Origin of the sequence: Sporosarcina luteola (genome assembly GCF_023715585.1) — a bacterium.
Taxonomy (GTDB): domain Bacteria; phylum Bacillota; class Bacilli; order Bacillales_A; family Planococcaceae; genus Sporosarcina; species Sporosarcina luteola_D.
Window position 1 is genome coordinate 622102 of the sequence record NZ_JAMBOK010000001.1, and the last position, 21283, is coordinate 643384.

A 21283-nucleotide genomic window follows, 5' to 3' on the forward strand; every position below is an offset into this window, starting at 1 on the left:
GGATGATTTACTTGCAAACTACCGTTCCATTGAAAAGAAAACCGTTCAAACTGGCGACCATTGTTATGCCGATACTCATTACACAGGTTGCCCTCTACATGATTACCTTCTTCGACATTCTTATGACGGGGCGATACGATACATACCACCTTGCGGGCGTGACAATTGGTTCTTCGTTCTGGGTGCCTGTCTATACTGGCCTAGCCGGCATCTTGATGGGGCTTACGCCCATTATCGCCCAGCTAATAGGTTCACGACGGAAAGAAGATGTGAAATTTACAGTTCAGCAAGGTCTCTACGTGTCTATCGCCCTAGCTGCTATCGTATTTCTGATCATTCGATATGGTGTTTCACCGATCCTCGAATCGATGCCACTTGAACAAGAAGTCCGTATTGTAGCTGCCGACTACCTGGAAGCCATGAGCTTGGGACTGTTTCCGCTATTTGCATACACCGTTTTACGCTGTTATTTCGATGCACTCGGCGCTACACGAGTCTCAATGGCTATCATTCTGTTATCAGCGCCACTAACCATTTTCACGAATTATCTTCTTATTTACGGAAACTGGGGCTTTCCTGAATTAGGTGGTGTCGGAGCAGGTTATGCAGCTGCAATCACCTATTGGCTCATTTTTTTCATTGCCTATGGTGTCGCTTGGAAACACAGATCGTTCAGCGAATACCAGCTATTCACAAAATGGGGCAAGCTCTCATTTGTAAGGTGGAAGGAAATACTATTCATCGGCGTGCCGATCGGGATTTCAATATTTGTCGAAACGAGCATCTTTTCTGCGGTTACATTGATGATGAGTAACTATTCGACCACTGTTATATCGGCACATCAGGTTGCCCTAAATTTCTCGTCTCTACTCTATATGATTCCTTTGAGCATTTCGATGGGCGCAACAATTCTAGTCGGACAGTCTGTTGGCGCTGGGCAGTTCCGTGATGCGAAGCAATACAGCTTTTTAGCTGTCGGTCTTGCCATTGCCTTCAGTGCCGTGGCCATCATCATCCTCCTTATCTTCCGGGAGCAAATCGCCTCTCTCTATACGACTGACGTCCGCATTATTGGAATGGCGGCCCAGTTCCTCATCTATGCGGCGCTCTTTCAATTATCGGATGCAATCCAAGCACCCGTCCAAGGCGCGTTGCGCGGATATAAAGATGTCAATATGACATTCATAATGGCGATCATGTCTTATTGGGTGCTCGGTTTGCCTATCGGATACCTTTTGGCGACATTTAGCGACTTAGGCCCGTTCGGCTACTGGGTCGGTCTCATTTCAGGTCTGACGGTCGGAGCACTCGCACTGACACTCCGTCTGCTCCACATTCAGAAAAAGAAATTCAGTTAATAAGAAACCCGCGGTGCTTTTAGCTCGCGGGTTTTCCTTTAATTCAATATGCCGGTTCTTGTAATTTCAGCCTCAACTTTTACATTGATCTCGAGTTCGGCAAATGTATCTTGCCACTTTCCTTTTTTCCATAACTGAGGATGGAACGCACGGACAGTTCTGCCAAAGCCGACAGGGTCACTTTTCGCTTCCTGCAATTTCTTGACCACGTCATTAAAATCCTTTGTCAGCTCTTTTGAAAGAAAATCCTCCAATTCTTTCCTAGATCTTTCTTTATCTAGATGATCGAACGCAAACTCATTGACACTGAATTTCATTTTATACGTTGCATGGATTGAATTCCCTGTTATGACCCATTTTTTTTTGACCTTATTTTGTGTGACAGTAACCGGATAGTCTTTATCCTCTTTTTTCCACTTGTATGTAAACATAGCACTTTTTCCAGGCTTCTTTTTAAGAATTTGAATTATGGTCGACTCCTTCGCATTCAATGTATGCCCAGAAAAAACTTTATCGCTGAATAAAGCGACCCCTTCCACCCCAGGTGTGCCAGTCGCTTCGGACATTTTCATATACGGCAATTGAAGATCAATTCCTTCATCGAGCAGCAATCGGGCAGCACTTTGAATATTAATGTCTGGAATAACTGAATCTAATTCAGCAGTTTTCAAATTTGCTTCGTAATAATCGGGGAGCTCTTTGCCCATATTCTCAGTTTTTTTATGATATTGGGCCAAATCCCCTTCCACCACGACCAAGCGACCGCTCAATCGGGTACGTGGCATCCTGTAAGCGATGTCGAAAGTCTCAATAGGATTCGTTTTCGCAGCTTCAGTTGTGAGAAGTACAACTAATACTTGTGAAGGATCGAGTAATTCGCCGGTTTTTCGATTGGCATCAAGCCGAGTATCCTCAATTGAAACACCACTTCCTTGTATTGTCGAAAAACTGATGCTATCGGGCTTAGCGACTACAGCATGCGTGAAGTATCCCGTCCAGCTTCCTTGTTTCCCGTCATAAGCAATCAGCGGAACAATTGTAATGTCTTTGAATAGCCGTTCATCCCAGCATCCTACCAGAAGAAAAGAACAAACGATCGAAATAAGAATGATTTTTTTCATTTCTGCTTCCTCCGATTCATAAGGATCACGATAAGCGGAATGAATAGGCCAAAAACAAGATAAAGATAAATGATTACGTCATTCAGTTTTTCAACAAATCCCTTGGACAAGAAAAACAATGGCAACAGCACAAGAAATATGTGCCAAATGATTGTATCCCTTTTTTGATGCTCGTTGAAATGTAGCCGGTGAACATACAATGCGGCAAAGGATATGATTACAATGGTGATTATGGTCCAAACCGTCCAAATATATAAGAAAAAAAGATCGAGGCGCTCAACAAAAGTCACTTCCTGGGCCTTTAACAGAAATAAGAGCGGTTCAGGAAGCCTTTCTAATCCGCGGGGTGTGTAATATAAAATCACTATGAGCACAGAGAAAAAAAAGAATGTAAACCATAATATTTGGTAGAAAAATAATGGGCGGCCTTTTATTTTTTGTTTGCTATCAACATGCTTTCTAAAAAACACATATAATTCACTGCCTATGAAAGCGATTTGTGCTTTCAGGAATCCTTTTGCCCATTCCGCACCCGTCGACTCCCCGAAGGGAAAAAGATTCGTCCAGACCAAATCCTTCCAAGCGAATTGCAGGAAAATGACAAAGACAAAGATAAGCGGAATCAGCATGACAGATAAATTGATCACCGTTTCTGCCCTGCTCAAATTCGCATAGAGAGAGACAGTTACTAACACTGCAATAACAATAATTTGTGGAGTTTCCGGAAACCCCCATACCGCTAATGTATAGTCGATATATGCCATATAAACGATGGTCAAAAAGAGCCAGTAAATTTTGTATAACCACCCAACAAACGGTCCAATCTTAAAATTCTTATAATTTCTTTCATAAAAGAGCAACAGCATATAGTGCAAAGCTCCAGCAACGATGAATACAAGCCATGCATCCCTTCCAGCAGCATTGACAAAAGGCGATGGGAAAGAGAAGAACGATGATCCTGACTGGACAACAAACAGAATGAGGAAAAATTGATTTCTGGATAGATTGAAGTTCAATTTCTTCCCCGCCTTTTCCGCCTGCCAGTGCCGTGTGTAAATGTTTGTTGTTGCTTATGATTTTTAAAGTAGGGAATCCTGAAGAATATATTCTTAAAACGGGAAGGGTCAAATGGCACGACAGGTGACAAATAAGGTTGGCTCAGCGATGACCTGTTCATCAAATGGATAAATAAGATGATTGTCCCAATAGCAATACCGAAAAAACCGAATAATGTAGCAGCCAACATGAATGGAAATCGGATAATCCGAATTGTCGTGTTCATTTCAACACTTGGAACAACAAAGCTTGAAATTGCAGTCATTGCGACAACGACAACCATTAAATTAGACACGAGACCTGCATTGACGATTGCATCTCCGATAACTAATCCCCCGACGATACCAATTGTAGGACCAATCGGTGCGGGTAGCCGAATTGTTGCCTCCCGGATGACTTCTATAAATAGCTCCACAATAAGTGCTTCAACAATTGGACGGTACGGGATAAATTCCACAGCTGTTTTCACTTTCATACTTAGATCATACGGTAGTACCTCCGAATGGAAACCGACCACAGCGATATAATATGCAGGTAGAAATACTGCTATAACGAAGCTGAATATCCTCAACATGCGAAAGAAAGAGCTGACAATTACACGTCCATTAAAATCGTCCGGCGTTTCGTAAAATGAAAAAAAATTGACAGGTGCAATTAACGCCGAGGGTGATTGGTCGGTGAAAAGCACAATTTTTCCTTCCAATAAATTTGCAACGGCACGATCTGGTCTTTCCGTGTTCAAAAACTGTGGAAATGGGGACCAAAGTGAATCTTCCAAATAATCCTCTATTTGACCTATGCTGTAGATCTTTGTTCGATCTATATTTTCAAGACGTGATTTAACTTCGTTTACGACATCCTTATCCGCGATTGACTCGATAAAAACATAGGTAACTTTCGTATTTGTATCTTCCCCAAGCTTTACATCTTTCACAACTAAATCAGAAATTAAGAGATGCTTTCGGATAAGCGAAATATTTTTGTCGATGCTTTCCACGAAACCTTCATGGGCCCCGCGAATAACAATTTCATTATTCGGCTCGGTCGTTGAACGAACCTCAAACGAAGGGATTGTAATCGTCAATAGCAGATTTGTGGCTGGGAAAAAAATTGCAACAAATCCATTTGTAACAGTTTTTATCAGTTTCGGTACTGAAAATGCTTCTACACTAGAGGTAGCGGTTCCAGCCCAATTTGGAAGCTCAGCAATTGAACGAAGTCGTAGAATCTCAATCTGCTTGTTCACTTCGCTGCTTTCCGTCATTGTACTGAGAAAACAAACAATGCCGTCTCCATCTTTCCAAGAGATTTTCCGCACAATAAGATCTGCGGAATCATGGAAAAGGTTTTGTATATATAAAATCAAACTATCATTCGATTTTACGTCATCCATGATATTCACCTCTTGGAAAAGTATGTACCCAGTAAAAATGTTTTAAACGTTTCAGGAGTTTATGTGTGGCAATCATCTGAATCACATCAAAAAAAGTCACCCTTTGCGCCATGGCGGCACAAAGGATGACTCTTTAATTGTGTTTATTTTTGGATGAACTGTTGTGTCCAATAGTTACCGTTTGCATCGTAACCAATGCCGATATGAGTGAAGTTCGGTGTCAAGATGTTTTGTCTGTGACCCGGGGACTCCATCCAAGCTTTCACAACTTCTTCAGCAGAACGCTGACCCATTGCGATGTTTTCAGCAGCAGAACGGTATGTAACGCCGTTCGCTTTCATTTGGTCAAAAGGAGAGCCGTATGTCGGGCTCGTATGGGAGAAGTAATTTTTAGTCGCCATGTCTGTTGATTTTTGACGTGCAGAGTTCATCAAATTCTTGTCGATTTGCAATGGCTGCAATCCGGCCTTTTGTCTCTCGGCATTCGTCAAATTAAGCACTGCTTGTTCAATAGCTGAGATATTTTCATTTTGAATTGTTTTCTCTGCTGGTTTTTCCTGAACAGCTGGTTTAGCTTGTTCTACTGGTTTTGGCTGTTCCATCGGTTTTGCTTGCTCCACTGGTTTAGGTTGTTCTACAGGTTTTGGCTGCTCCGCCGCTTCAGCCTGCTCATTAGGTTTACCTTCGACCGGCTTCATAACCGGAACTTCAGATTGTTGTAGGGGAACCTCTATGTGTTTACCAAAATACTTTTCAAGTTCTTTCATGTACGTATTTACGTATTGGGAAACCTCTTCGGAATTGTACGCAGAATAGTTCCCACCATATACATAGTACTGAACGTTTTGCACTTTCAAGTCGTTATTGCTGTAAGAAGCTTCAGCACTGTTGTTGTTCGACAATAAGAGCGCCGAACCGAGCAAGATGACTGCCATCGATTTTTTCATCTCTTAACTCCTCCCTTCGCAAACTATCATAACGCATGGGAGAAGTGGAGAATCGGAATGAATTCCCAAAAAGTCCAATTAATTTCTTAACACGATGACAAAGGCGATTCCATCACAATTGAATTGGATGGTTTTGGCTGATTCTACTATTATTTCATTGAATAGAGGGTTGACAGTCACGCCATCTCCACTATTCCCTATACTCTATTTCATTGATTCCTTCCCCAATGATTACAAGTTTCGGATCCATTTTTACATATTCCGGAAGCCAGTTGACCATTCCGTATGCATATTGGAAGAGATAAGGGTTGGTTATTCCTTTAACCGGTACGTAGCCTTTCATCCGGTACACTGTGTCTGGCAGAGATTTGACCCATGCTTCGAACTCCTCTTTATCAACCGGCTGGTCGAACGTTATCAGCTTGGATGCCAATGTCAGGTTCCGACCGGAAACGATGGAATCCTTTGTCGGTTTTGGAGCATTGCTGAGCATTTCTTCGATGAAGGAGAAAGAGATTTCTGCATTCGTTGTCTGGATAACGGGCGCCGTATTATTGAAGTTGGAAAGTTCCATTGAAACGGTTGCTAATTCCGCTTCTGACAATAAATCAGTTTTATTAGCTAAGAGAACATGTGCATGGCGAATCTGTTCCATGAATAATGATCGGATCTGAGGCGACATCTTATCCCTTTCCAGCCATCGTTTTGCGTCTGCCACAGTTACAATTCCTTTGAAATGCAGCCTTTCTGCGAAAATAGGCGAAAAAACAGCGTCCAACGCTTCAACAGGATGAGCTGCACCAGTCGTCTCAATCAGTATGACATCAATGTCATCATTCTCTTCCAATAGTCCTTGTAGCTGTGCCTCTGTCTTTTCAGAGCCGGTACAACAAATGCATCCATTTAAAAGTTCTTTCAATGGTATGTCTTTTTCCTTTCCAACTGTATCGGAGTCGATTGAAATAGATCCGAATTCGTTCATGAAAATTGCCGGTTTTTTTCCTTGTTCTTTTAGTTGGGAAATCAAATTCAGTAATAATGATGTTTTACCGCTGCCTAAAAAACCGCTTAACAAATATACGTCAATCATCTGTAACCCTCTTTTATATATGAAAAGCGCCCAACCGTTAGGAGTGGACGCTTTTCAATCATTTTTTGATCTGTTCCATTAAGACCTCTTTTGCTTTTAGCAATTGCGGATCTTCTTCACGGATTTTATTTCTCAGTTCATTCATCAAACCATATGTCGTATCGCCAACTAAAATGCCATCCGCTTTTAAGGACAATGCTTTTTGGAGTTCTGTGACAGCTATCTGCGTCGTTTGGTCGAACAGACCATCGATCTCTCCCGGATCATATCCGACAGCGCTCAGCATTTCCTCAGCTGTCTTGATAGCAGGTGATACCATTCCCTCTTTCATTTCCATTGACGGATCAAGGAATGGGAGCGTGGCGTAAGATGGGTACGGGACTTCGATGTCAGGCTCGATACCTTTTTCATGTATCCAGTTGCCATTCGGTGTTAACCATTTGGCTGTTGTCAATTTCAAGTTGGAACCGTCAGGCAAATCTTTTGGTGTCTGGACAGTTCCTTTCCCATATGTCTTAATGCCGATGAGAGGTACATTTGCAGATTCTTTTAAAGCGCCTGCTAGTATTTCAGACGCAGAGGCACTGCCGTCATCAATAATTAATGTGACTGGGACCTGAACTTTCTTTCCATCAGATGCAACATATACTTCAGGATTCGTTCCTTTTCCTTCATATTGGAAAAGGTTTTTATCCTTTTCAACGAACAAATCAGATATATCGATTGCCGTGTTCAGCATGCCGCCTGGATTTTGACGCACATCCACGATCAGGCCTGCCATTCCCTTTTTTTCCATTTCATCCAAGGCCGCCAATAATTCATCATACGTATGTTCCGAAAAGCTTGTTATATGAATATGAGCTATGTTGTCATCAAGCATTTCCGCGTAGACAGTTTCAATCGGAATGACGTCTCTCTCAATTTTTACGTCAAACGGTTCTCCAATTTCGCCTCGTCGGACAGAAAGTGTGACCGTTGTCCCCTTTTTCCCTCTAATAAGAAGGACTGCTTCCGATGAGGACATGCCCTGGATGCTTTTGCCGTCTACCGCGATGATCATGTCATTCGGCAAAAGACCTGCACGTTCCGCGGGCGAATTCTTTATCGGTGAAACGATATTAATATACCCGTTCAATTCCTGTATCTCCGCGCCGATTCCTTCAAAACTTGAAGAAATACTCTCGGTTAATTGACGGGCCTCTTTTTCATTTAAGTAGTCCGAAAAAGGATCGCCAAGTGCTTCGATCATCCCATTAATTGCCCCATCGATAACTGCCGTTTCGTCAATTTCATTATAATAGTTCTTTTTCATTTCATCATAAGCTTCATACAGCTTCTTGAATTCCTTACGCTCCGCCGGGTTTTGAGGGCTGACTACTTCAACGACCTTATCTTCACCGGTCGTCAACGCAAAAAAAGTCACCGCGGCTGTTGCAAGAACGAGGCCGAATATGAGCATGACTAACGAGAACGGTTTCATTCGTATATATCGTTTTGCGGGCGGTTCATAGTTCGTTTCAACTTCAGGGCCGCCATTTTTCTCTTTTTCGTCCATCCCATTCCCCACTTTCTTTCCCGTTATAACGGTTCATTCAAAAAAAAGACCGCCGTTGATGCAGCGAGCGGTCCTCCGTTGCATTATTATTGAATAGCAGCTTCAAGCGCAACAACGATCATGTCATTGAATGTCGTCTGGCGTTCTTCGGCAGTTGTGACTTCCCCAGTTAGGATATGGTCGCTTACTGTCAATACCGCTAAAGCTTGTCTTCCGAATTTTGCAGCCAACGTATAGAGAGCGGCCGCTTCCATTTCAACTGCTAACACGCCGTATTGTGCAAGTTTTTCATGTTCAGCGTGTTCATTGTAGAAGAAATCTTCCGTATAAATGTTACCCACTTTCAACTCTAGACCCTTTTCCAAACCAGCGTTATAAGCCTTCAGCAATAAATCGAAATCTGCTGTCGGTGCATAGTCGACGCCGTTGAAAAACGTGCGGTTGATCGGTGAATTCGTTGTCGCACTTTGCGCTAATATGACGTCGCGAACGTGCACGTCTTTTTGAATAGCACCGCAAGTTCCCACGCGGATCAGTTTCTGCACATCAAATTCTTGCATCAATTCATTGACATAAATAGAAATGGATGGCACACCCATTCCTGTTCCTTGAACAGATATGCGCTTCCCTTTATATGTTCCTGTGTATCCGAACATATTCCTCACTTCATTATACTGTGTTACATCTTCCAAGAATGTTTCTGCGATATATTTTGCACGCAATGGGTCTCCTGGAAGGAGAATCGTATCCGCAATATCGCCTTTTTTCGCATTAATATGTATGCTCAATGTACACGCCTCACTTTCAAATTTCTTTTCTAATCATACAGTTAATCATCATTTTATGCAATGAAGATGATGCTCCCGTCCTATTGGAACCGCTCTTTATACAATGTATACAATTCATCGAAAATGATGCTTGGCATTTCGGGATCCGCTTGTTCCTCCAAGTAACGGGAAAGCGGATCAAAGCCTTTTTCATCTTTAGGGAAACTATGGTCATTGAAAACAGCTTCTGCAAAAACGGATTTTTCGTCGCCTTTCTTTCCTCCCCGGAAAGATAAGACAAATTGATAAAACGAACGGTCCATCTTATCCCTCCTGTCAATCAGTAAATAAATGAGAGTACTTTTCGTAACCTTCTTCTTTGAGCTTATCTGCTGGGATAAATCGCAGAGCTGCAGAATTGATGCAATAGCGTAGACCAGCAGGCCCTGGACCATCAGGGAAAACATGTCCTAAATGGGAGTCCGCTGTTCGGCTCCGCACTTCAGTCCTCCGCATTCCATGGGTTGCATCGAAGTGCTCTGTCACTTCCTCGTCCTCAATAGGTTTCGTGAAGCTCGGCCAACCGCATCCTGCATCATATTTATCTTTGGAGCTGAACAGCGGTTCTCCCGAGACGATATCTACATAGATTCCATCTTCGTAATGATTATCAAATTCATTATTGAACGGCGGTTCTGTTCCGTTTTCCTGTGTCACGTAGTATTGCATGTCGGTCAGTTTCCTTTTAAGATCTTCACTCATGATTGATCACCCCAATGTTCAGTTTTGAATCGCTCCCGTCCCGATCCGATCGAATAGCGTTCGTAATGGGAAGGGTTTTTCGCATAATAGTTCTGATGTCCTTCTTCGGCAGGATAGAATGGTTTGGCTTTCAAGATGTCGGTTTTGATCGGCTTAGTAAACTTGCCGGAAGAGGCAAGCTTCTGTTTCGATTTCATGGCTAGTTCTTCTTGTTCAGATGAGTGGGTGAAAATTGCTGTTTGGTACGATTCACCTCGATCGAAAAATTGTCCCCCTGCATCCGTCGGATCAATTTGCCGCCAGAAGATAGAGAGTAGCTCCTCATAGGAAATGATGGAATCGTTAAAGGTAATTTGAACAGCCTCCCGATGCCCAGTCGTATTTGTACAGACCAGTTCATATGACGGATTTTCAACATCCCCTCCCGTATATCCGGAAATGACAGATAAGACACCGTCATACCGATCGAATGGCTTTACCATGCACCAGAAACACCCGCCGGCAAATGTCGCTTTTTGAATTGCCAAGTTTACCCCTCCTCATTTAGAATGCGCAGGGCGCCCGACTAGAAACGACGGGCATAAGACGAAGATGCGAAGTGGCGCTCTTTGCCACGCAGCATATTCGACTTATGACCCCGAGTTTCTGGCGCCCGAAGCTGGACCTCAGTCATTTGGAATCGTCACTTCGAGTTCAATATTATCATTCACAAGATCAACCGATTTAGCCCTCACTTGTAAATTACCTGCGATTTCAAGCTCCGATAAGTGGATGAATATCTCTTCTTCTTTCGGTCTGACAATCATCCAGGGCGGCAGTTTGACCGAATCGCGCAATACGCTTAAAACGGTCGAAGGAGGAAGATTCAATTCTCCGATTTCCATTGAGGTTTGTTTCAACATTAAGTTCCCGTCCTGTAGAACAACCGGATCAAAATGCATCATAAGAGGAAATGTCATACCGAATGCTGTCAATTCGGAAAGAAGCATGACATCATCCTGCACTTCCATTGTTACAGGAAGCTTTTCACCCTTCATCGCTTTTCGGATATAATTATTCGCGAGTGCCTCCAAGTCATTACGGGTCGCCTTGACGCTCAATACACTGCCCTTTGGGGAATATTGATTCAACGGTGGAAGCGGATCCGAATCACCTGGTCCCTCAAGTAAAATCACTAATGCAATAATACCGGACACAATTATGCCGGCTAGCACGAAAAATGCTACTTTCCAATAATTCACCAACGGTCACCTCTACATATCCAATTTTCCATCCGACAATTCCGTCAAACCGCATTGATCGATCTTTTCGATAAAGCGATTTGCCATCGATTCATAACCTTTCGCATTTGGATGAAAAAAATCGGAGTGGTATACCATGTTTTCATTGCTTACAAATAAGTCGACGACAGGTACGAAACAGGCTTTGCCGTCCATGATCGCCTGAATTTCAATTGCTTCATTCCAATCATCGATGACTGTTTCAAATTCATTCGCTTCATCGGTGACAATGGATAGCGGATTGTATAAGCCCGCAACGACGATGACTGCATCCCCGTTCAATCCGCGTATCATCTTAAATATTTCATCGAGTCGATTTTCAAACTTACCCAATTCGGCATAAAATGGCTTTGCGGTCAAATTGAAAAGATTCGCCTTAACGACTTTCATCATGTCATTCCCGCCGATTGTCATATAGATGACGTCCGCCTTTTTAATTTGTGCCTGGATGTCTTCTTTTTCCAGTTGGTTGATCAATTGGTCGCTGCGCCTGCCTCTTTTGGCCAGGTTTATCGAATTGATCTCTTCAACACCTTTCCAATCATTCATTGCAAGTGCAACACGACCGAAATATCCGCTTCTCTTCAGCTCGTCCCCCACCCCTTGGGTAAGTGAATCCCCAAGGCCGATGACCGTGACAGGTTCCGGAATGAAGTAGTCTGGGATTCGATAGTCCGATAGTGCCAAGCCTTCCCTTTCGGAAAATGAAGTTGTCTCATATATGGCATTTTCCTGGCATCCTGTTAAAACGAATGAGAAGACGATCAATAAGAAAATTCTTCTCATAAACACAGTTCCCCTTTTATTAGAATTTGAACCGCCTGCCAAGTGATCAGTCGGTATAATACATGAATCCGATAGCTCCTTCACCCGTATGTGTACTGATAATCGGGGAAGTGAAGGAGAATTTGACGTCTTTCCAGCCTGATTCTTCCATTAGCTGCATAAGCGGTTCAGCCATTGCCATTCCATTCGCATGAGAGATGCCGATTGAACGGATGATTTTGCCTGCCGTCTCTTCTTTGAAGGATTTGAAAAGTTGTGAGACGACCTGCTTATGGCTGCGTGCTTTGCCAACTGGCGTGTAGACGCCGTCTTGCAAAGTTGCAATCGGCTTGATGTTTAATAGAGAACCGATGAGCGCTTTTCCTTTTCCGATGCGTCCGCCTTTCACGAGGTTATCCAGCATATCGACAACAACGAATAGAGTAGTGTTTTTACGAACATCCACCAATCTTTTCACAATCTCTTCCACACTTTTTCCTTCACTGGCCATTTTGGCAGCTTCCACGACTTGAAACGTCAAAGCATGTGAAATAAACATAGAATCAATGACAGTCACCTTCGAATCGGTCATTTCAGCAGCAGCTTCTGCAGATTTCACAGTTCCACTCATCCCGCCAGTCATATGGATGGATATGATTTCACTTCCATCTTCGCCAAGGCGGTCATACAGTTGTTTGAAAACGCCGGCAGCAGGCTGTGAACTCTTTGGAAGATCTTTGGTCTCTTTCATTTTTTCAATGAAAGACTCTGGCTGTAAATCGATTCCATCGATATACGTTTTTCCATCAATATGAATTGTTAGCGGTACAACGTGTATATCATATTGGTCAGTATAATTTTCTATTAAATCCGCTGTGGAGTCCGTGACAATATGAATTTTCTTCAAGTTTAGCACTTCCTTTATTGTATTGGCGCAGTCATGGTATGTTAGGATTGTTACTGCAAGGAGGTTTTATGATGTCCGAAGCTTTTGATTATAAAAACCCAAGAGAGGAACTTTGGAATGCAATCACTCACGGCATTGGATTGGCATTGAGCATTCCAGCCCTTGTATTGCTCATAATTGCAGGAATTAAACATGGCAGTGAAACCGCGGTAGTCAGTTTCACCATTTTCGGAGTGTCAATGGTGCTCTTGTTCCTAATGAGCACACTCCTACACAGTATGCCTGTAAACCTGAAACAATTGTTTTCCATCTTTGATCATTCCGCGATTTATATCCTAATCGCAGGCACATACACGCCATTTCTACTGGTCACCATCAAAGGAGCCCTCGGATGGTCACTTTTGGGAGTCATCTGGGGACTTGCCATTGCTGGAATACTTTTCAAAGTATTTTTCATCCATAAATACGAAGCCGTTTCTCTCGTATTCTATATTGTGATGGGCTGGTTGATCGTTTCAGCCATTAAACCTTTATACATCAATTTGCCGATTGAAGGCTTCGTATTATTAGTGATCGGCGGATTCCTCTACACATTCGGTTCGATTTTCTATGCATGGAGGAAGATCCCTTTCAATCACGCAATCTGGCATATCTTTGTCATCGCCGGCAGCGCTTCGATGTTTTTCAGCGTCCTTCTTTATGTATGAGGACGCTTTTTTATTTATTTCTGTGTCTTATCATATATCAAATACGAATACGGTATCCCATCTTCAGTAAATTGGTCAGCCGATTGTGAGACCACCTTCCAACTGCCGTCAATTTCAGGGAAAAACGTATCCCCTTCAAACTCTTTCCGGATGACCGTTATGTATAAACGATCAGCAATATCCATCGTTAAGTTAAAGATTTCGGCACCACCGATAATTACAACTTCATCGGAGTACGATTTCCCTCGTTCAATAGCTTTGTGGAGATCATGGAACACTTCTGCTCCCTCAGCTTCAAAATCTTTGTTGTGGGTGACGATAATATTCAATCGCCCTGGCAACGGCCTACCGATTGATTCAAACGTTTTTCTTCCCATAACCATGGCCTTGCCCATCGTTACTTTTTTAAAGTACTTCAACTCTTCCGGGATATGCCACGGCATTTTATTATCAATGCCGATCACCCGGTTAAGATCATAAGCTACAAGTAAAGAAATCATAGTATCATCCTCTATTCTTTTACATCTATATAGTTTACACGACAGTAGCTTTCCGTTTCAGGCGGACGCTTTCCGCGGGCATGGCTTCAATCTCCTCGTCGCTTTGCTCCTGCGGGGCTTTCAGCTCATGCTTTTCCCGCTGGAGTCGCCGCCTTCCACTCCAATCAACTTTAGTCATATTGACCAATTCATTTGTGCTTCTAATGTAGACACCAGACTCCCTACTATTTTGTTTCACACTGCAATTGGAGCCTTTATTCTCGGATATGGATCATAGCCTTCAACCGCAATATCATCAATGGTCAATTCAAAAATGGATTTACCGTCCGTATTCAATTTCAATGTAGGCAGTTTTTTCGGTGTCCTTGATAATTGTTCCTTAACTTGTTCCATATGGTTCAGATAAATATGTGCATCCCCTAGCGTATGGATGAATTCACCGACTTCCAAATTACATTCATGTGCAATCAGATGGACAAGCAATGCGTATGATGCAATGTTGAATGGCACACCAAGGAAGACATCACCGCTTCTTTGATAGAGCTGGCAAGAAAGTTTGCCGTTTGCAACGTAAAACTGAAATAATGCATGGCAAGGCGGCAAAGCCATTTCATTCACTTCAGATGGATTCCAGGCAGTGACAAGATGTCTGCGGGAATCAGGGTTTCGTTTTATCCCCTCAATCAACTGTTCAATCTGATCGATAACTCCTTCTCCCGCATTCCACGACCTCCACTGCTTTCCGTATATCGGTCCTAGGTCTCCATATTTCGCCGCAAATTCATCGTCTTCAAGAATCCGTTTTTTATAAGCGGCCATTTCCTCTTTATATGTATTTGCGAACTCCTCATCATGAAGACTGCGCCTTCCGAAATCAGTCATATCCGGTCCATTATACTCCGCGCTTTTCACCCATCGTTCAAAACCCCACTCATCCCAGATCGGATTCCGGTCGTTGATCAACGTCCGTAAAGATGTGTCGCCTTTTAGAAACCATAGTAATTCTGAAGCAATCAGGCGGAATGCTGTTTTTTTCGTCGTCATCAACGGGAATCCCTCTTGGAGATCGTATCTCATTTGATAGCCAAAAACGCTAATTGTTCCAGTTCCCGTTCGATCCTCTTTCACAGTCCCTGTTTCAAGGATATGGGAGCATAAATCCAAATATTGTTTCATTGTCTAATCCTCCTTGTTCTTACTATGAAGTATAGCAAAAATAGTGGTTTGAACATAAAAAAACGTCCTTCCTGCAATGGATAATACTAACTCCTATTACATCAAGGACTTTTTTGACAGGTTTTAAATCAATTTTTAAGGTAATATGATCTGCACGTCAATCTTTCAGACGCTTTCTTACCTGTCAAGTGCTTTACTAGTTTCTTTTCTGCTTAAATGAATTAAAGGCGCAGAGTTCTGTCAATATACTGTTGCTCTCCGTTCTAGTCGCACGCTTTCCGGGTGGGGGGCGGGTGCTGAGCCTCCTCGTTCGCTTCGCTCCCTGCGGGGACTCACCCGTCCCGCAAATCCCCAGGAAAAGCGAAGCGTTGAGAGCACATCTTTGCACTTCGGCGCCTTTCACTTCAAGCAACTAAGTGATAATATATGAAAAATTCTATTGTAAAGCGCTTCTCAGAGACATGAAGCAATGCCCCCTGAAAGCAGAGCACCGTTTCCTAAGAATGCCCAAATTTTCTCAAAAAGAAAAGAGGCTGTCCCAAAAGTCAGTTTTCATCGACTTTCCGGAAATCCCCTTTTCAAATATCTTATGACAACCATTTCGGCGGCGTGTTCTTGGACCAATAAATATCTCCAAGAGAATGATGTACAGTAAAATTGTCTTCTGCAGTATGGTAATGGAAGTTATAGAAATAGCCGTCCAGCGGCCTTTTCTCTGTCCTAACATGAAAACGGATCAAGTCTTTGTCACTCACAGTGTCAGAAACGTGAAATATTTTCTCTGCGTAATCCCCGGAAGGAGTCTCAGTAATGGAAAGCATGCTATTCTCCAGTCCTCCGGTAGAGGCGACCGTCTGTTGAATAACCTCTTCAATCTTCGGGTAAATATTGCTATCAAATTCTTTTTGAATGACGGGACCGATTCTCGAACCGAATTTCAAATATGCCAATTCCTTGGCAGGTTGCAATAGAGCTTCTTCAATTGAAAGTGTATGTCCAAATGAATCTCTCTCAAAAATAGAATCCTCAAGACCTAACTGTAAGTCATGTTTGGCGCTAGTCGGAATGCCCGTTTGCCTTGCGTCGTCTTTCGGTTGCAGGTTCGTCCAAATCTCATGGGTAGGAGGTATAACACCAAGCGTCAGGACCGCGACGAGTGCAATGATAAGTTTTTGTGAATATTTTTTCATCAGGCCACCTGCTTTTTATTATGTATTTCGAAATTTCCCATTACTTAATTGCTAGTACTACAACTCTTCAATATATCAATGGCTTACTCATATTACGAAATAGACTTGAAAAGGTTTCATATTTCTTAAATTCATTGTACAATAAAAATGAAGATAATTGTGAGGTTTTATGAAGGAGGTTTTTATAAATGAACGTAGAATTACTTATGGGAATCGGAATGCTCGTACTCGTCCTTTATTTAAGCTCATTGAACTTTACAAATTGATACAAAAAGCCGTCCATCCTAAAAAAACGGAATGGACGGCTTTTTTCATCTGGATAAGTAACCGAAATGGAACTTTGTGTTCGGCCTAATTTTACGATGCATGTTGAATTGGCTGAATACGTTTGAGTCGAACCTGTCTTTCACGACAACGCGTCGGTTGCATACTCGGAAAGCTTCCTGCATCCACTTTTCAGTCAAGGAAGTATGTACACCTGCTTGCCGAAGAGGCTTGAAATTCGATGATTCTACGATCGGAGCCTGAAACATCGGGTCGATGTACACAACATCCCACGATCGATCGGGCTGATTTGCTAAGAACGCAATCGCTTCAGAATGAATGACTTCAATCTTCTGCATGGCCATCTCCAACGCCTCGAAATTGGCAGGAAATCTTCGAAGCCCTGTTTTAACTACAAAAGCAACAGTCGGATCCGCTTCCAATCCTACGCATTTCCCTTCTTCCCCTATTATATAGGAAGCAACAATACTATCTGATGCCAATCCTAGCGTACAGTCAAGGAATGTATCCCCTTCCGACAAGTCTCCAGCCTCTATAAGTGGATCCATTTCACCTTTCAATATGCGCTTAAGACGAAAAGCCGCTGAATTCGGATGGAAAAAGAGCGGTTGTTCCATTCCCTCCCGGAAAAGCTCATAACGGTCTTTACCTGCAACAAGGACATCGGCTTCGTATTCTCGCTTCATGCGTTCAACGGACCGCTTCTTCCTTTCGACAATCGGAAAACCGAGCTTCGAACTTGCAATCTCTGCTAATTCATACGTCAGCGGATCTGGTCTTCCTGCCGTCGTGATGATTGTTTTACTTCGCACAAACTTGTTCTAGAACGCCGCTCAGATGCTCTTTTATCTGTTCCATTTCAAAATTCTCGATCTGCTCCCTCGGAATGAAGTAGGCAAGCGCTCCGTCTTTCCATACAGCGATGGAAGGTGAACTCGGCGGAACTTCAGGGAAATAACTTCTCATCGTCTCTGTCGCTTCTTTGTCCTGGCCGGCAAACACTGTAAATAGATGATCTGGTTTATTTTCCGCCGTAAGCAGCGCCTCTCTCACCGCTGGACGGGCTAGTCCTGCTGCACATCCGCATACAGAATTGATGACAACCAAAGCAGTGCCTTCTAGAGTTTTCATTGTATCTTCCACCTCTTGGGCTGTTGTCAGCTCAGTGAAGCCCGTTTGAACGAGTTCTTCCCTCATTGGTTTAACAATACTCTTCATATATTCATCGTACGCATTCATGGTCCATTCCCCTTTCGACAAGTCAATACTCTCGGTATCATTCTACAATGAAAACAAAGCAATTTCATGTTTTCAATATTTACTGTACGTGTGTACAGCTCTAGTAGTTTACATAATATTATTATGTGTGTTGATTTCCGTCATCTGCTTCCAGATGGATCCTTTAGCCTCTTCACCTTCAGTAATTCTTGCAATGGCCATCCTCACTTGCAGCTTCACTTCGAATTCCGTATCGTTTTCTGCCTCATGCAATGCAGGTAAAGATTTTTCGGTCCCGGATTCGTATAGAAACATGGCAGCACGCCATCTGACAAGTTTGTTCCTATCTTTCAACGCTTCCATGGCAGCATCCTCAAAACCGGCAAACCCTAAATCACTCATGCAATCGCCTGCCGTTCTGCGGACTGCCCAACTCTTATCTTTCAACGCCTTTTCTACATATAGGATGACAGACTCGTCCTCGATCATGCCGAGATAGACCGTTGCAAGACGGCGAATCGACATCTTTTCGTCCTCCAATGCCCGATCAAGTAATGGAAGATCCGAAACATCCGGATCCGGCATCTGGTCAATCAGTTGGAAACGTTTTTCCCATTCTGGCACGTTGAAATCTGATAACGTTACTTTTCGCTTCCGTTCTTCCACATTGCTTTTTCCCTGTGCAGATTGACGAATAATTTCACGCAATCGGTCATCAGGATAGGCGGCTTCAACTTCCAGAACTACAGTTTCACCTATTTCCTGCATCTCACCATACCGGATGCCATAGTCAGACCATTTCCGAAGGAGGATATAGTTTTCCACCTCGGTGCTATGGACTTTTTCCATCGCATCCTGAAAACGTTGGCTTAGACCCAATCTCAGTTCGGAATCGCTATCGAAAACTTTCACTTGAAGGGGAATATCCTTATACGTTTGGACGTGGACATACACTTCTCCGAAATGATCATCAGGTGTCTGTTCAGAATCTTTATCAACAAGCACAGATTCATCATTGAAAACAGCTTGCACTTCCGACAGGATGTCTTCCCAAGCGATATTGCCTATTCGTTCGACCGCCATGAAATCCATGACGTGGTAGATTCCTTTGACCCCTTTGATTTCAAGTATTTTCGATACTGGGTGAGGTGCACCATCGGCATCTTCTTTCTTATAGTTATGGCTGACACCCATAGGCAGTGTTTCGTCCAATACGATCTTCATTGAATTCGGACTTGGTGTCGGTTCTATCGTTACAATATTCATATCGTAAACTCCTCTCCTTAGAATCGGGATAGTTCCTGTAAATATTCCCATCGTTCGAATAAACGCTCATATTCAGCATTCAAGTCATCCAGCTGTTTCGTTAATTCACTCAAACGGTCGTAGTCTGATCCCGATGCGACCATTTGTGCTTCTGTCGACGCAATCTTCGCTTCTACATCGGCAATGTTTGATTCGATGGATTCCCATTCCTTCTTCTCAGAATAGGTCATCCGTTTTTTAGGGGCAGCTTGTTCCGGCTTATGTTCAACTTGGGATGGTTTTATGGATACGGAATCATTTTTTCTGGCATTCTCCATTTCCAAATAGTCCGAGTAAACGCCATAAAGGGTTTCGATCGTACCTGAGCCGTCCAGCACCCAGAGCTTTGTTGAAGTCCGATCAAGGAAAAAGCGATCATGCGAAATAGTCAACACAACACCTGGAAAGGAATCAATAAATGATTCAAGCACTGAGAGAGTTTCGATATCGAGATCGTTCGTCGGTTCATCGAGTAGCAGTACATTCGGCTGCTCCATGAGCAGTTTCAACAAATACAGCCGCTTCCTTTCACCACCGGACAGCTTGCCGATCGGGGTACCATGGGAAGAAGAAGGGAACAGGAAACGTTCCAGCATTTGAGTCGCCGATATCCGCACTCCGCTGCCGTCTTCAATATCATTTGAAGTTTCCCTTATATATTCGATGATCCTCTTGTTTTCGTCCATTTTCGGAAGATGTTGATGAAAATGGGCAATCTTCACGGTTGATCCCATCTCAATGGTACCGTTGTCCGGCTGAAGATCTTTCGCGAACAGTTTCATAAGTGTCGATTTTCCAGCTCCGTTCGGACCGACGATAGCAATACGGTCACCCGATTGCAAAATACAGCTGAAGCGATCGATGATTTTTTTCTCGCCGTAAGCTTTTGTGATCGCATCTGCTTCGATCACTTTCTTGCCCAAACGGGATGTTTTCAAGGACACGTCCATGTCAACCGTAGGTCCCTCTTTCTTCAAATTCTCCTGAAGTTCTTCAAAGCGTCCAATCCGCGCCTTCTGTTTCGTTGATCTGGCTTTGGCTCCGCGCCTGATCCACTTCAATTCCGTTCGGTATCGATTGCGCATTTTTGAGTCGGTCGCTTCCGCCATTTCTTCCCGAAGTGCCTTTGATTCCAAATAATCGGCAAAATTTCCCGTATGGGTGTAGAGTTTGCGGTCGGCCAATTCATAAATATGCGTGGCCACTTCGTCCAGGAAGTACCGGTCGTGGGTAATGAACATGACAGCGCCTTGCTCACCCTTCAAGTATTCCTGGAGCCAAGTGATCGAATCGACATCTAAATGGTTCGTCGGCTCATCCAGAAGCAAAAGATCTGACGGTTCGATGATCACTTTCGCTAATGCTACACGCTTCTGTTGCCCTCCGGATAGCTCGCCCATCTTTTTATCGAATGAATCAATCCCTAATTTTGTTAGGACCATCCTCGCTTTTGTATTCAAGTCCCACGCCGATCTTGCATCCATCTCATTTTGCAGCCGTGAGAAATGTTCCTGATTTTCGGCTGAAGAAGAATCGTTGGCGAGTTGCGCTAATGCATGCTCGTATTCCAAATTCAATTTAATAATCGGCGCATCAGACATAAAAACTGTTTCCATAACTGTTTTATCCGGGTCGAGCTTAGGTGATTGAGGTAAATAAGAAATGCTATATTTATTCGGATGCTCTTTCGTGATCGCGTCCGCATCCTCTAACCCCGCTATAATTGAGAGGAGCGTAGACTTCCCTGTTCCATTTATCCCAATCAAGCCTACTTTATCGCCACTCAAGATCGTGAAGGAAATATCACGGAACAACGTTTTTTCCCCAACACTTTTTGTTAGGTTTTCAACAATCAATTGGCTCATAACAACACATCCATTTCTACTAACTGCATATCTACA

At 43.2% G+C, this 21283-nt stretch carries 23 protein-coding genes; 2 read left to right on the forward strand and 21 right to left on the reverse strand.

Translation table 11 applies throughout. The features are described from left to right. Positions 1-11: 11 nt before the first annotated feature. Positions 12-1358 (forward strand): MATE family efflux transporter, encoded by a 1347-nt coding sequence (locus M3193_RS03225; protein WP_435372011.1) that lies wholly within the window; start codon positions 12-14, stop codon positions 1356-1358. A gap of 38 nt (positions 1359-1396) precedes the next feature. On the opposite strand, the gene M3193_RS03230 is transcribed toward M3193_RS03225, so the two are convergent. From M3193_RS03230 to M3193_RS03290, 13 genes are all read right to left on the reverse strand, one after another. Further along, positions 1397-2479 carry a Ger(x)C family spore germination protein gene (locus tag M3193_RS03230; RefSeq protein WP_251624337.1) on the reverse strand — a complete coding sequence of 361 codons (1083 nt, stop codon included), beginning with the start codon at positions 2477-2479 and terminating at the stop codon, positions 1397-1399. Continuing rightward, entirely contained in the window at positions 2476-3495 is a 1020-nt protein-coding gene (locus M3193_RS03235; protein WP_251624338.1) for a GerAB/ArcD/ProY family transporter, read from the reverse strand. The genes M3193_RS03230 and M3193_RS03235 overlap by 4 nt, the downstream gene beginning before the upstream one ends. Further along, on the reverse strand, positions 3492-4928 hold the full coding sequence (locus M3193_RS03240; RefSeq protein WP_251624339.1) for a spore germination protein: 1437 nt from the start codon (positions 4926-4928) through the stop codon (positions 3492-3494). Before M3193_RS03240 ends, M3193_RS03235 begins: the two co-directional genes overlap by 4 nt. Positions 4929-5071: 143 nt before the next feature. Further along, positions 5072-5875: a CAP domain-containing protein gene (locus M3193_RS03245; protein WP_251624340.1), complete on the reverse strand. Its 804-nt coding sequence runs from the start codon at positions 5873-5875 to the stop codon at positions 5072-5074. 190 nt (positions 5876-6065) lie between these two features. Beyond that, positions 6066-6965, reverse strand: coding sequence for a CobW family GTP-binding protein (locus M3193_RS03250; protein WP_251624341.1), 900 nt, complete (start codon positions 6963-6965; stop codon positions 6066-6068). 58 nt (positions 6966-7023) lie between these two features. After that, positions 7024-8520, reverse strand: a complete 1497-nt coding sequence (locus tag M3193_RS03255) for a S41 family peptidase (RefSeq protein WP_251624342.1) — start codon at positions 8518-8520, stop codon at positions 7024-7026. Between the two features lie 86 nt (positions 8521-8606). Next, complete coding sequence (deoD, locus tag M3193_RS03260) at positions 8607-9308, reverse strand: purine-nucleoside phosphorylase (protein ID WP_251624343.1); 702 nt, start codon at positions 9306-9308, stop codon at positions 8607-8609. A gap of 80 nt (positions 9309-9388) precedes the next feature. Then, positions 9389-9610 carry a YozE family protein gene (locus M3193_RS03265; protein ID WP_251624344.1) on the reverse strand — a complete coding sequence of 74 codons (222 nt, stop codon included), beginning with the start codon at positions 9608-9610 and terminating at the stop codon, positions 9389-9391. 13 nt (positions 9611-9623) lie between these two features. After that, complete coding sequence (msrB, locus tag M3193_RS03270; RefSeq protein WP_251624345.1) at positions 9624-10049, reverse strand: peptide-methionine (R)-S-oxide reductase MsrB; 426 nt, start codon at positions 10047-10049, stop codon at positions 9624-9626. Continuing rightward, positions 10046-10576: a peptide-methionine (S)-S-oxide reductase MsrA gene (gene msrA, locus M3193_RS03275; protein WP_251624346.1), complete on the reverse strand. Its 531-nt coding sequence runs from the start codon at positions 10574-10576 to the stop codon at positions 10046-10048. The genes msrB and msrA overlap by 4 nt, the downstream gene beginning before the upstream one ends. A gap of 138 nt (positions 10577-10714) precedes the next feature. Then, a complete protein-coding gene (locus tag M3193_RS03280) occupies positions 10715-11290 on the reverse strand; it encodes a YpmS family protein (protein WP_251624347.1) in 576 nt (191 codons plus the stop codon). 12 nt (positions 11291-11302) lie between these two features. Further along, the gene (locus M3193_RS03285) at positions 11303-12115 is read right to left on the reverse strand and encodes a GDSL-type esterase/lipase family protein (protein ID WP_251624348.1); all 813 of its coding nucleotides are present in this window, start codon (positions 12113-12115) and stop codon (positions 11303-11305) included. A 46-nt stretch (positions 12116-12161) separates the two neighbouring features. Beyond that, positions 12162-13001 carry a DegV family protein gene (locus tag M3193_RS03290; RefSeq protein ID WP_251624349.1) on the reverse strand — a complete coding sequence of 280 codons (840 nt, stop codon included), beginning with the start codon at positions 12999-13001 and terminating at the stop codon, positions 12162-12164. Positions 13002-13072: 71 nt separating this feature from the next. Between M3193_RS03290 and trhA the strand changes: the two genes are divergently transcribed. Further along, the gene (gene trhA, locus M3193_RS03295) at positions 13073-13708 is read left to right on the forward strand and encodes a PAQR family membrane homeostasis protein TrhA (RefSeq protein WP_251624350.1); all 636 of its coding nucleotides are present in this window, start codon (positions 13073-13075) and stop codon (positions 13706-13708) included. A gap of 14 nt (positions 13709-13722) precedes the next feature. Here trhA and M3193_RS03300 read toward each other — a convergent pair whose 3' ends face one another. The 8 genes from M3193_RS03300 to M3193_RS03335 form a co-directional block, all read right to left on the reverse strand. Further along, positions 13723-14208, reverse strand: coding sequence for a dihydrofolate reductase (locus tag M3193_RS03300; RefSeq protein WP_251624351.1), 486 nt, complete (start codon positions 14206-14208; stop codon positions 13723-13725). A 34-nt stretch (positions 14209-14242) separates the two neighbouring features. Next, complete coding sequence (locus M3193_RS03305) at positions 14243-14386, reverse strand: hypothetical protein (RefSeq protein ID WP_251624352.1); 144 nt, start codon at positions 14384-14386, stop codon at positions 14243-14245. Between the two features lie 56 nt (positions 14387-14442). After that, positions 14443-15384, reverse strand: coding sequence for a thymidylate synthase (locus M3193_RS03310; RefSeq protein ID WP_251624353.1), 942 nt, complete (start codon positions 15382-15384; stop codon positions 14443-14445). 587 nt (positions 15385-15971) lie between these two features. Beyond that, positions 15972-16574 (reverse strand): YpjP family protein, encoded by a 603-nt coding sequence (locus M3193_RS03315; RefSeq protein ID WP_251624354.1) that lies wholly within the window; start codon positions 16572-16574, stop codon positions 15972-15974. 311 nt (positions 16575-16885) lie between these two features. Beyond that, positions 16886-17671 carry a class I SAM-dependent methyltransferase gene (locus M3193_RS03320; RefSeq protein ID WP_251624355.1) on the reverse strand — a complete coding sequence of 262 codons (786 nt, stop codon included), beginning with the start codon at positions 17669-17671 and terminating at the stop codon, positions 16886-16888. Continuing rightward, positions 17661-18098 (reverse strand): BrxA/BrxB family bacilliredoxin, encoded by a 438-nt coding sequence (locus M3193_RS03325; RefSeq protein WP_251624356.1) that lies wholly within the window; start codon positions 18096-18098, stop codon positions 17661-17663. Before M3193_RS03325 ends, M3193_RS03320 begins: the two co-directional genes overlap by 11 nt. 108 nt (positions 18099-18206) lie before the next feature. After that, the gene (locus M3193_RS03330; protein ID WP_251624357.1) at positions 18207-19343 is read right to left on the reverse strand and encodes a conserved virulence factor C family protein; all 1137 of its coding nucleotides are present in this window, start codon (positions 19341-19343) and stop codon (positions 18207-18209) included. A 17-nt stretch (positions 19344-19360) separates the two neighbouring features. Then, positions 19361-21247 (reverse strand): ABC-F family ATP-binding cassette domain-containing protein, encoded by a 1887-nt coding sequence (locus M3193_RS03335; RefSeq protein WP_251624358.1) that lies wholly within the window; start codon positions 21245-21247, stop codon positions 19361-19363. Positions 21248-21283: the final 36 nt, after the last annotated feature.

Bases quoted from the DNA above. Each gene is read 5' to 3' on its own strand.
- M3193_RS03230 (WP_251624337.1), bottom strand. From the start codon at position 2,479: ATGAAAAAAATCATTCTTATTTCGATCGTTTGTTCTTTTCTTCTGGTA.
- trhA (WP_251624350.1), top strand. From the start codon at position 13,073: ATGTCCGAAGCTTTTGATTATAAAAACCCAAGAGAGGAACTTTGGAAT.
- M3193_RS03330 (WP_251624357.1), bottom strand. From the start codon at position 19,343: ATGAATATTGTAACGATAGAACCGACACCAAGTCCGAATTCAATGAAG.
- M3193_RS03255 (WP_251624342.1), bottom strand. From the start codon at position 8,520: ATGGACGAAAAAGAGAAAAATGGCGGCCCTGAAGTTGAAACGAACTAT.
- M3193_RS03240 (WP_251624339.1), bottom strand. From the start codon at position 4,928: ATGGATGACGTAAAATCGAATGATAGTTTGATTTTATATATACAAAAC.
- M3193_RS03310 (WP_251624353.1), bottom strand. From the start codon at position 15,384: ATGAAACAATATTTGGATTTATGCTCCCATATCCTTGAAACAGGGACT.
- M3193_RS03300 (WP_251624351.1), bottom strand. From the start codon at position 14,208: ATGATTTCTTTACTTGTAGCTTATGATCTTAACCGGGTGATCGGCATT.
- M3193_RS03265 (WP_251624344.1), bottom strand. From the start codon at position 9,610: ATGGACCGTTCGTTTTATCAATTTGTCTTATCTTTCCGGGGAGGAAAG.
- M3193_RS03285 (WP_251624348.1), bottom strand. From the start codon at position 12,115: ATGAGAAGAATTTTCTTATTGATCGTCTTCTCATTCGTTTTAACAGGA.
- M3193_RS03325 (WP_251624356.1), bottom strand. From the start codon at position 18,098: ATGAATGCGTACGATGAATATATGAAGAGTATTGTTAAACCAATGAGG.
- M3193_RS03335 (WP_251624358.1), bottom strand. From the start codon at position 21,247: ATGAGCCAATTGATTGTTGAAAACCTAACAAAAAGTGTTGGGGAAAAA.
- M3193_RS03305 (WP_251624352.1), bottom strand. From the start codon at position 14,386: ATGACTAAAGTTGATTGGAGTGGAAGGCGGCGACTCCAGCGGGAAAAG.
- M3193_RS03250 (WP_251624341.1), bottom strand. From the start codon at position 6,965: ATGATTGACGTATATTTGTTAAGCGGTTTTTTAGGCAGCGGTAAAACA.
- msrB (WP_251624345.1), bottom strand. From the start codon at position 10,049: ATGAGTGAAGATCTTAAAAGGAAACTGACCGACATGCAATACTACGTG.
- M3193_RS03315 (WP_251624354.1), bottom strand. From the start codon at position 16,574: ATGAAAAAATATTCACAAAAACTTATCATTGCACTCGTCGCGGTCCTG.
- M3193_RS03245 (WP_251624340.1), bottom strand. From the start codon at position 5,875: ATGAAAAAATCGATGGCAGTCATCTTGCTCGGTTCGGCGCTCTTATTG.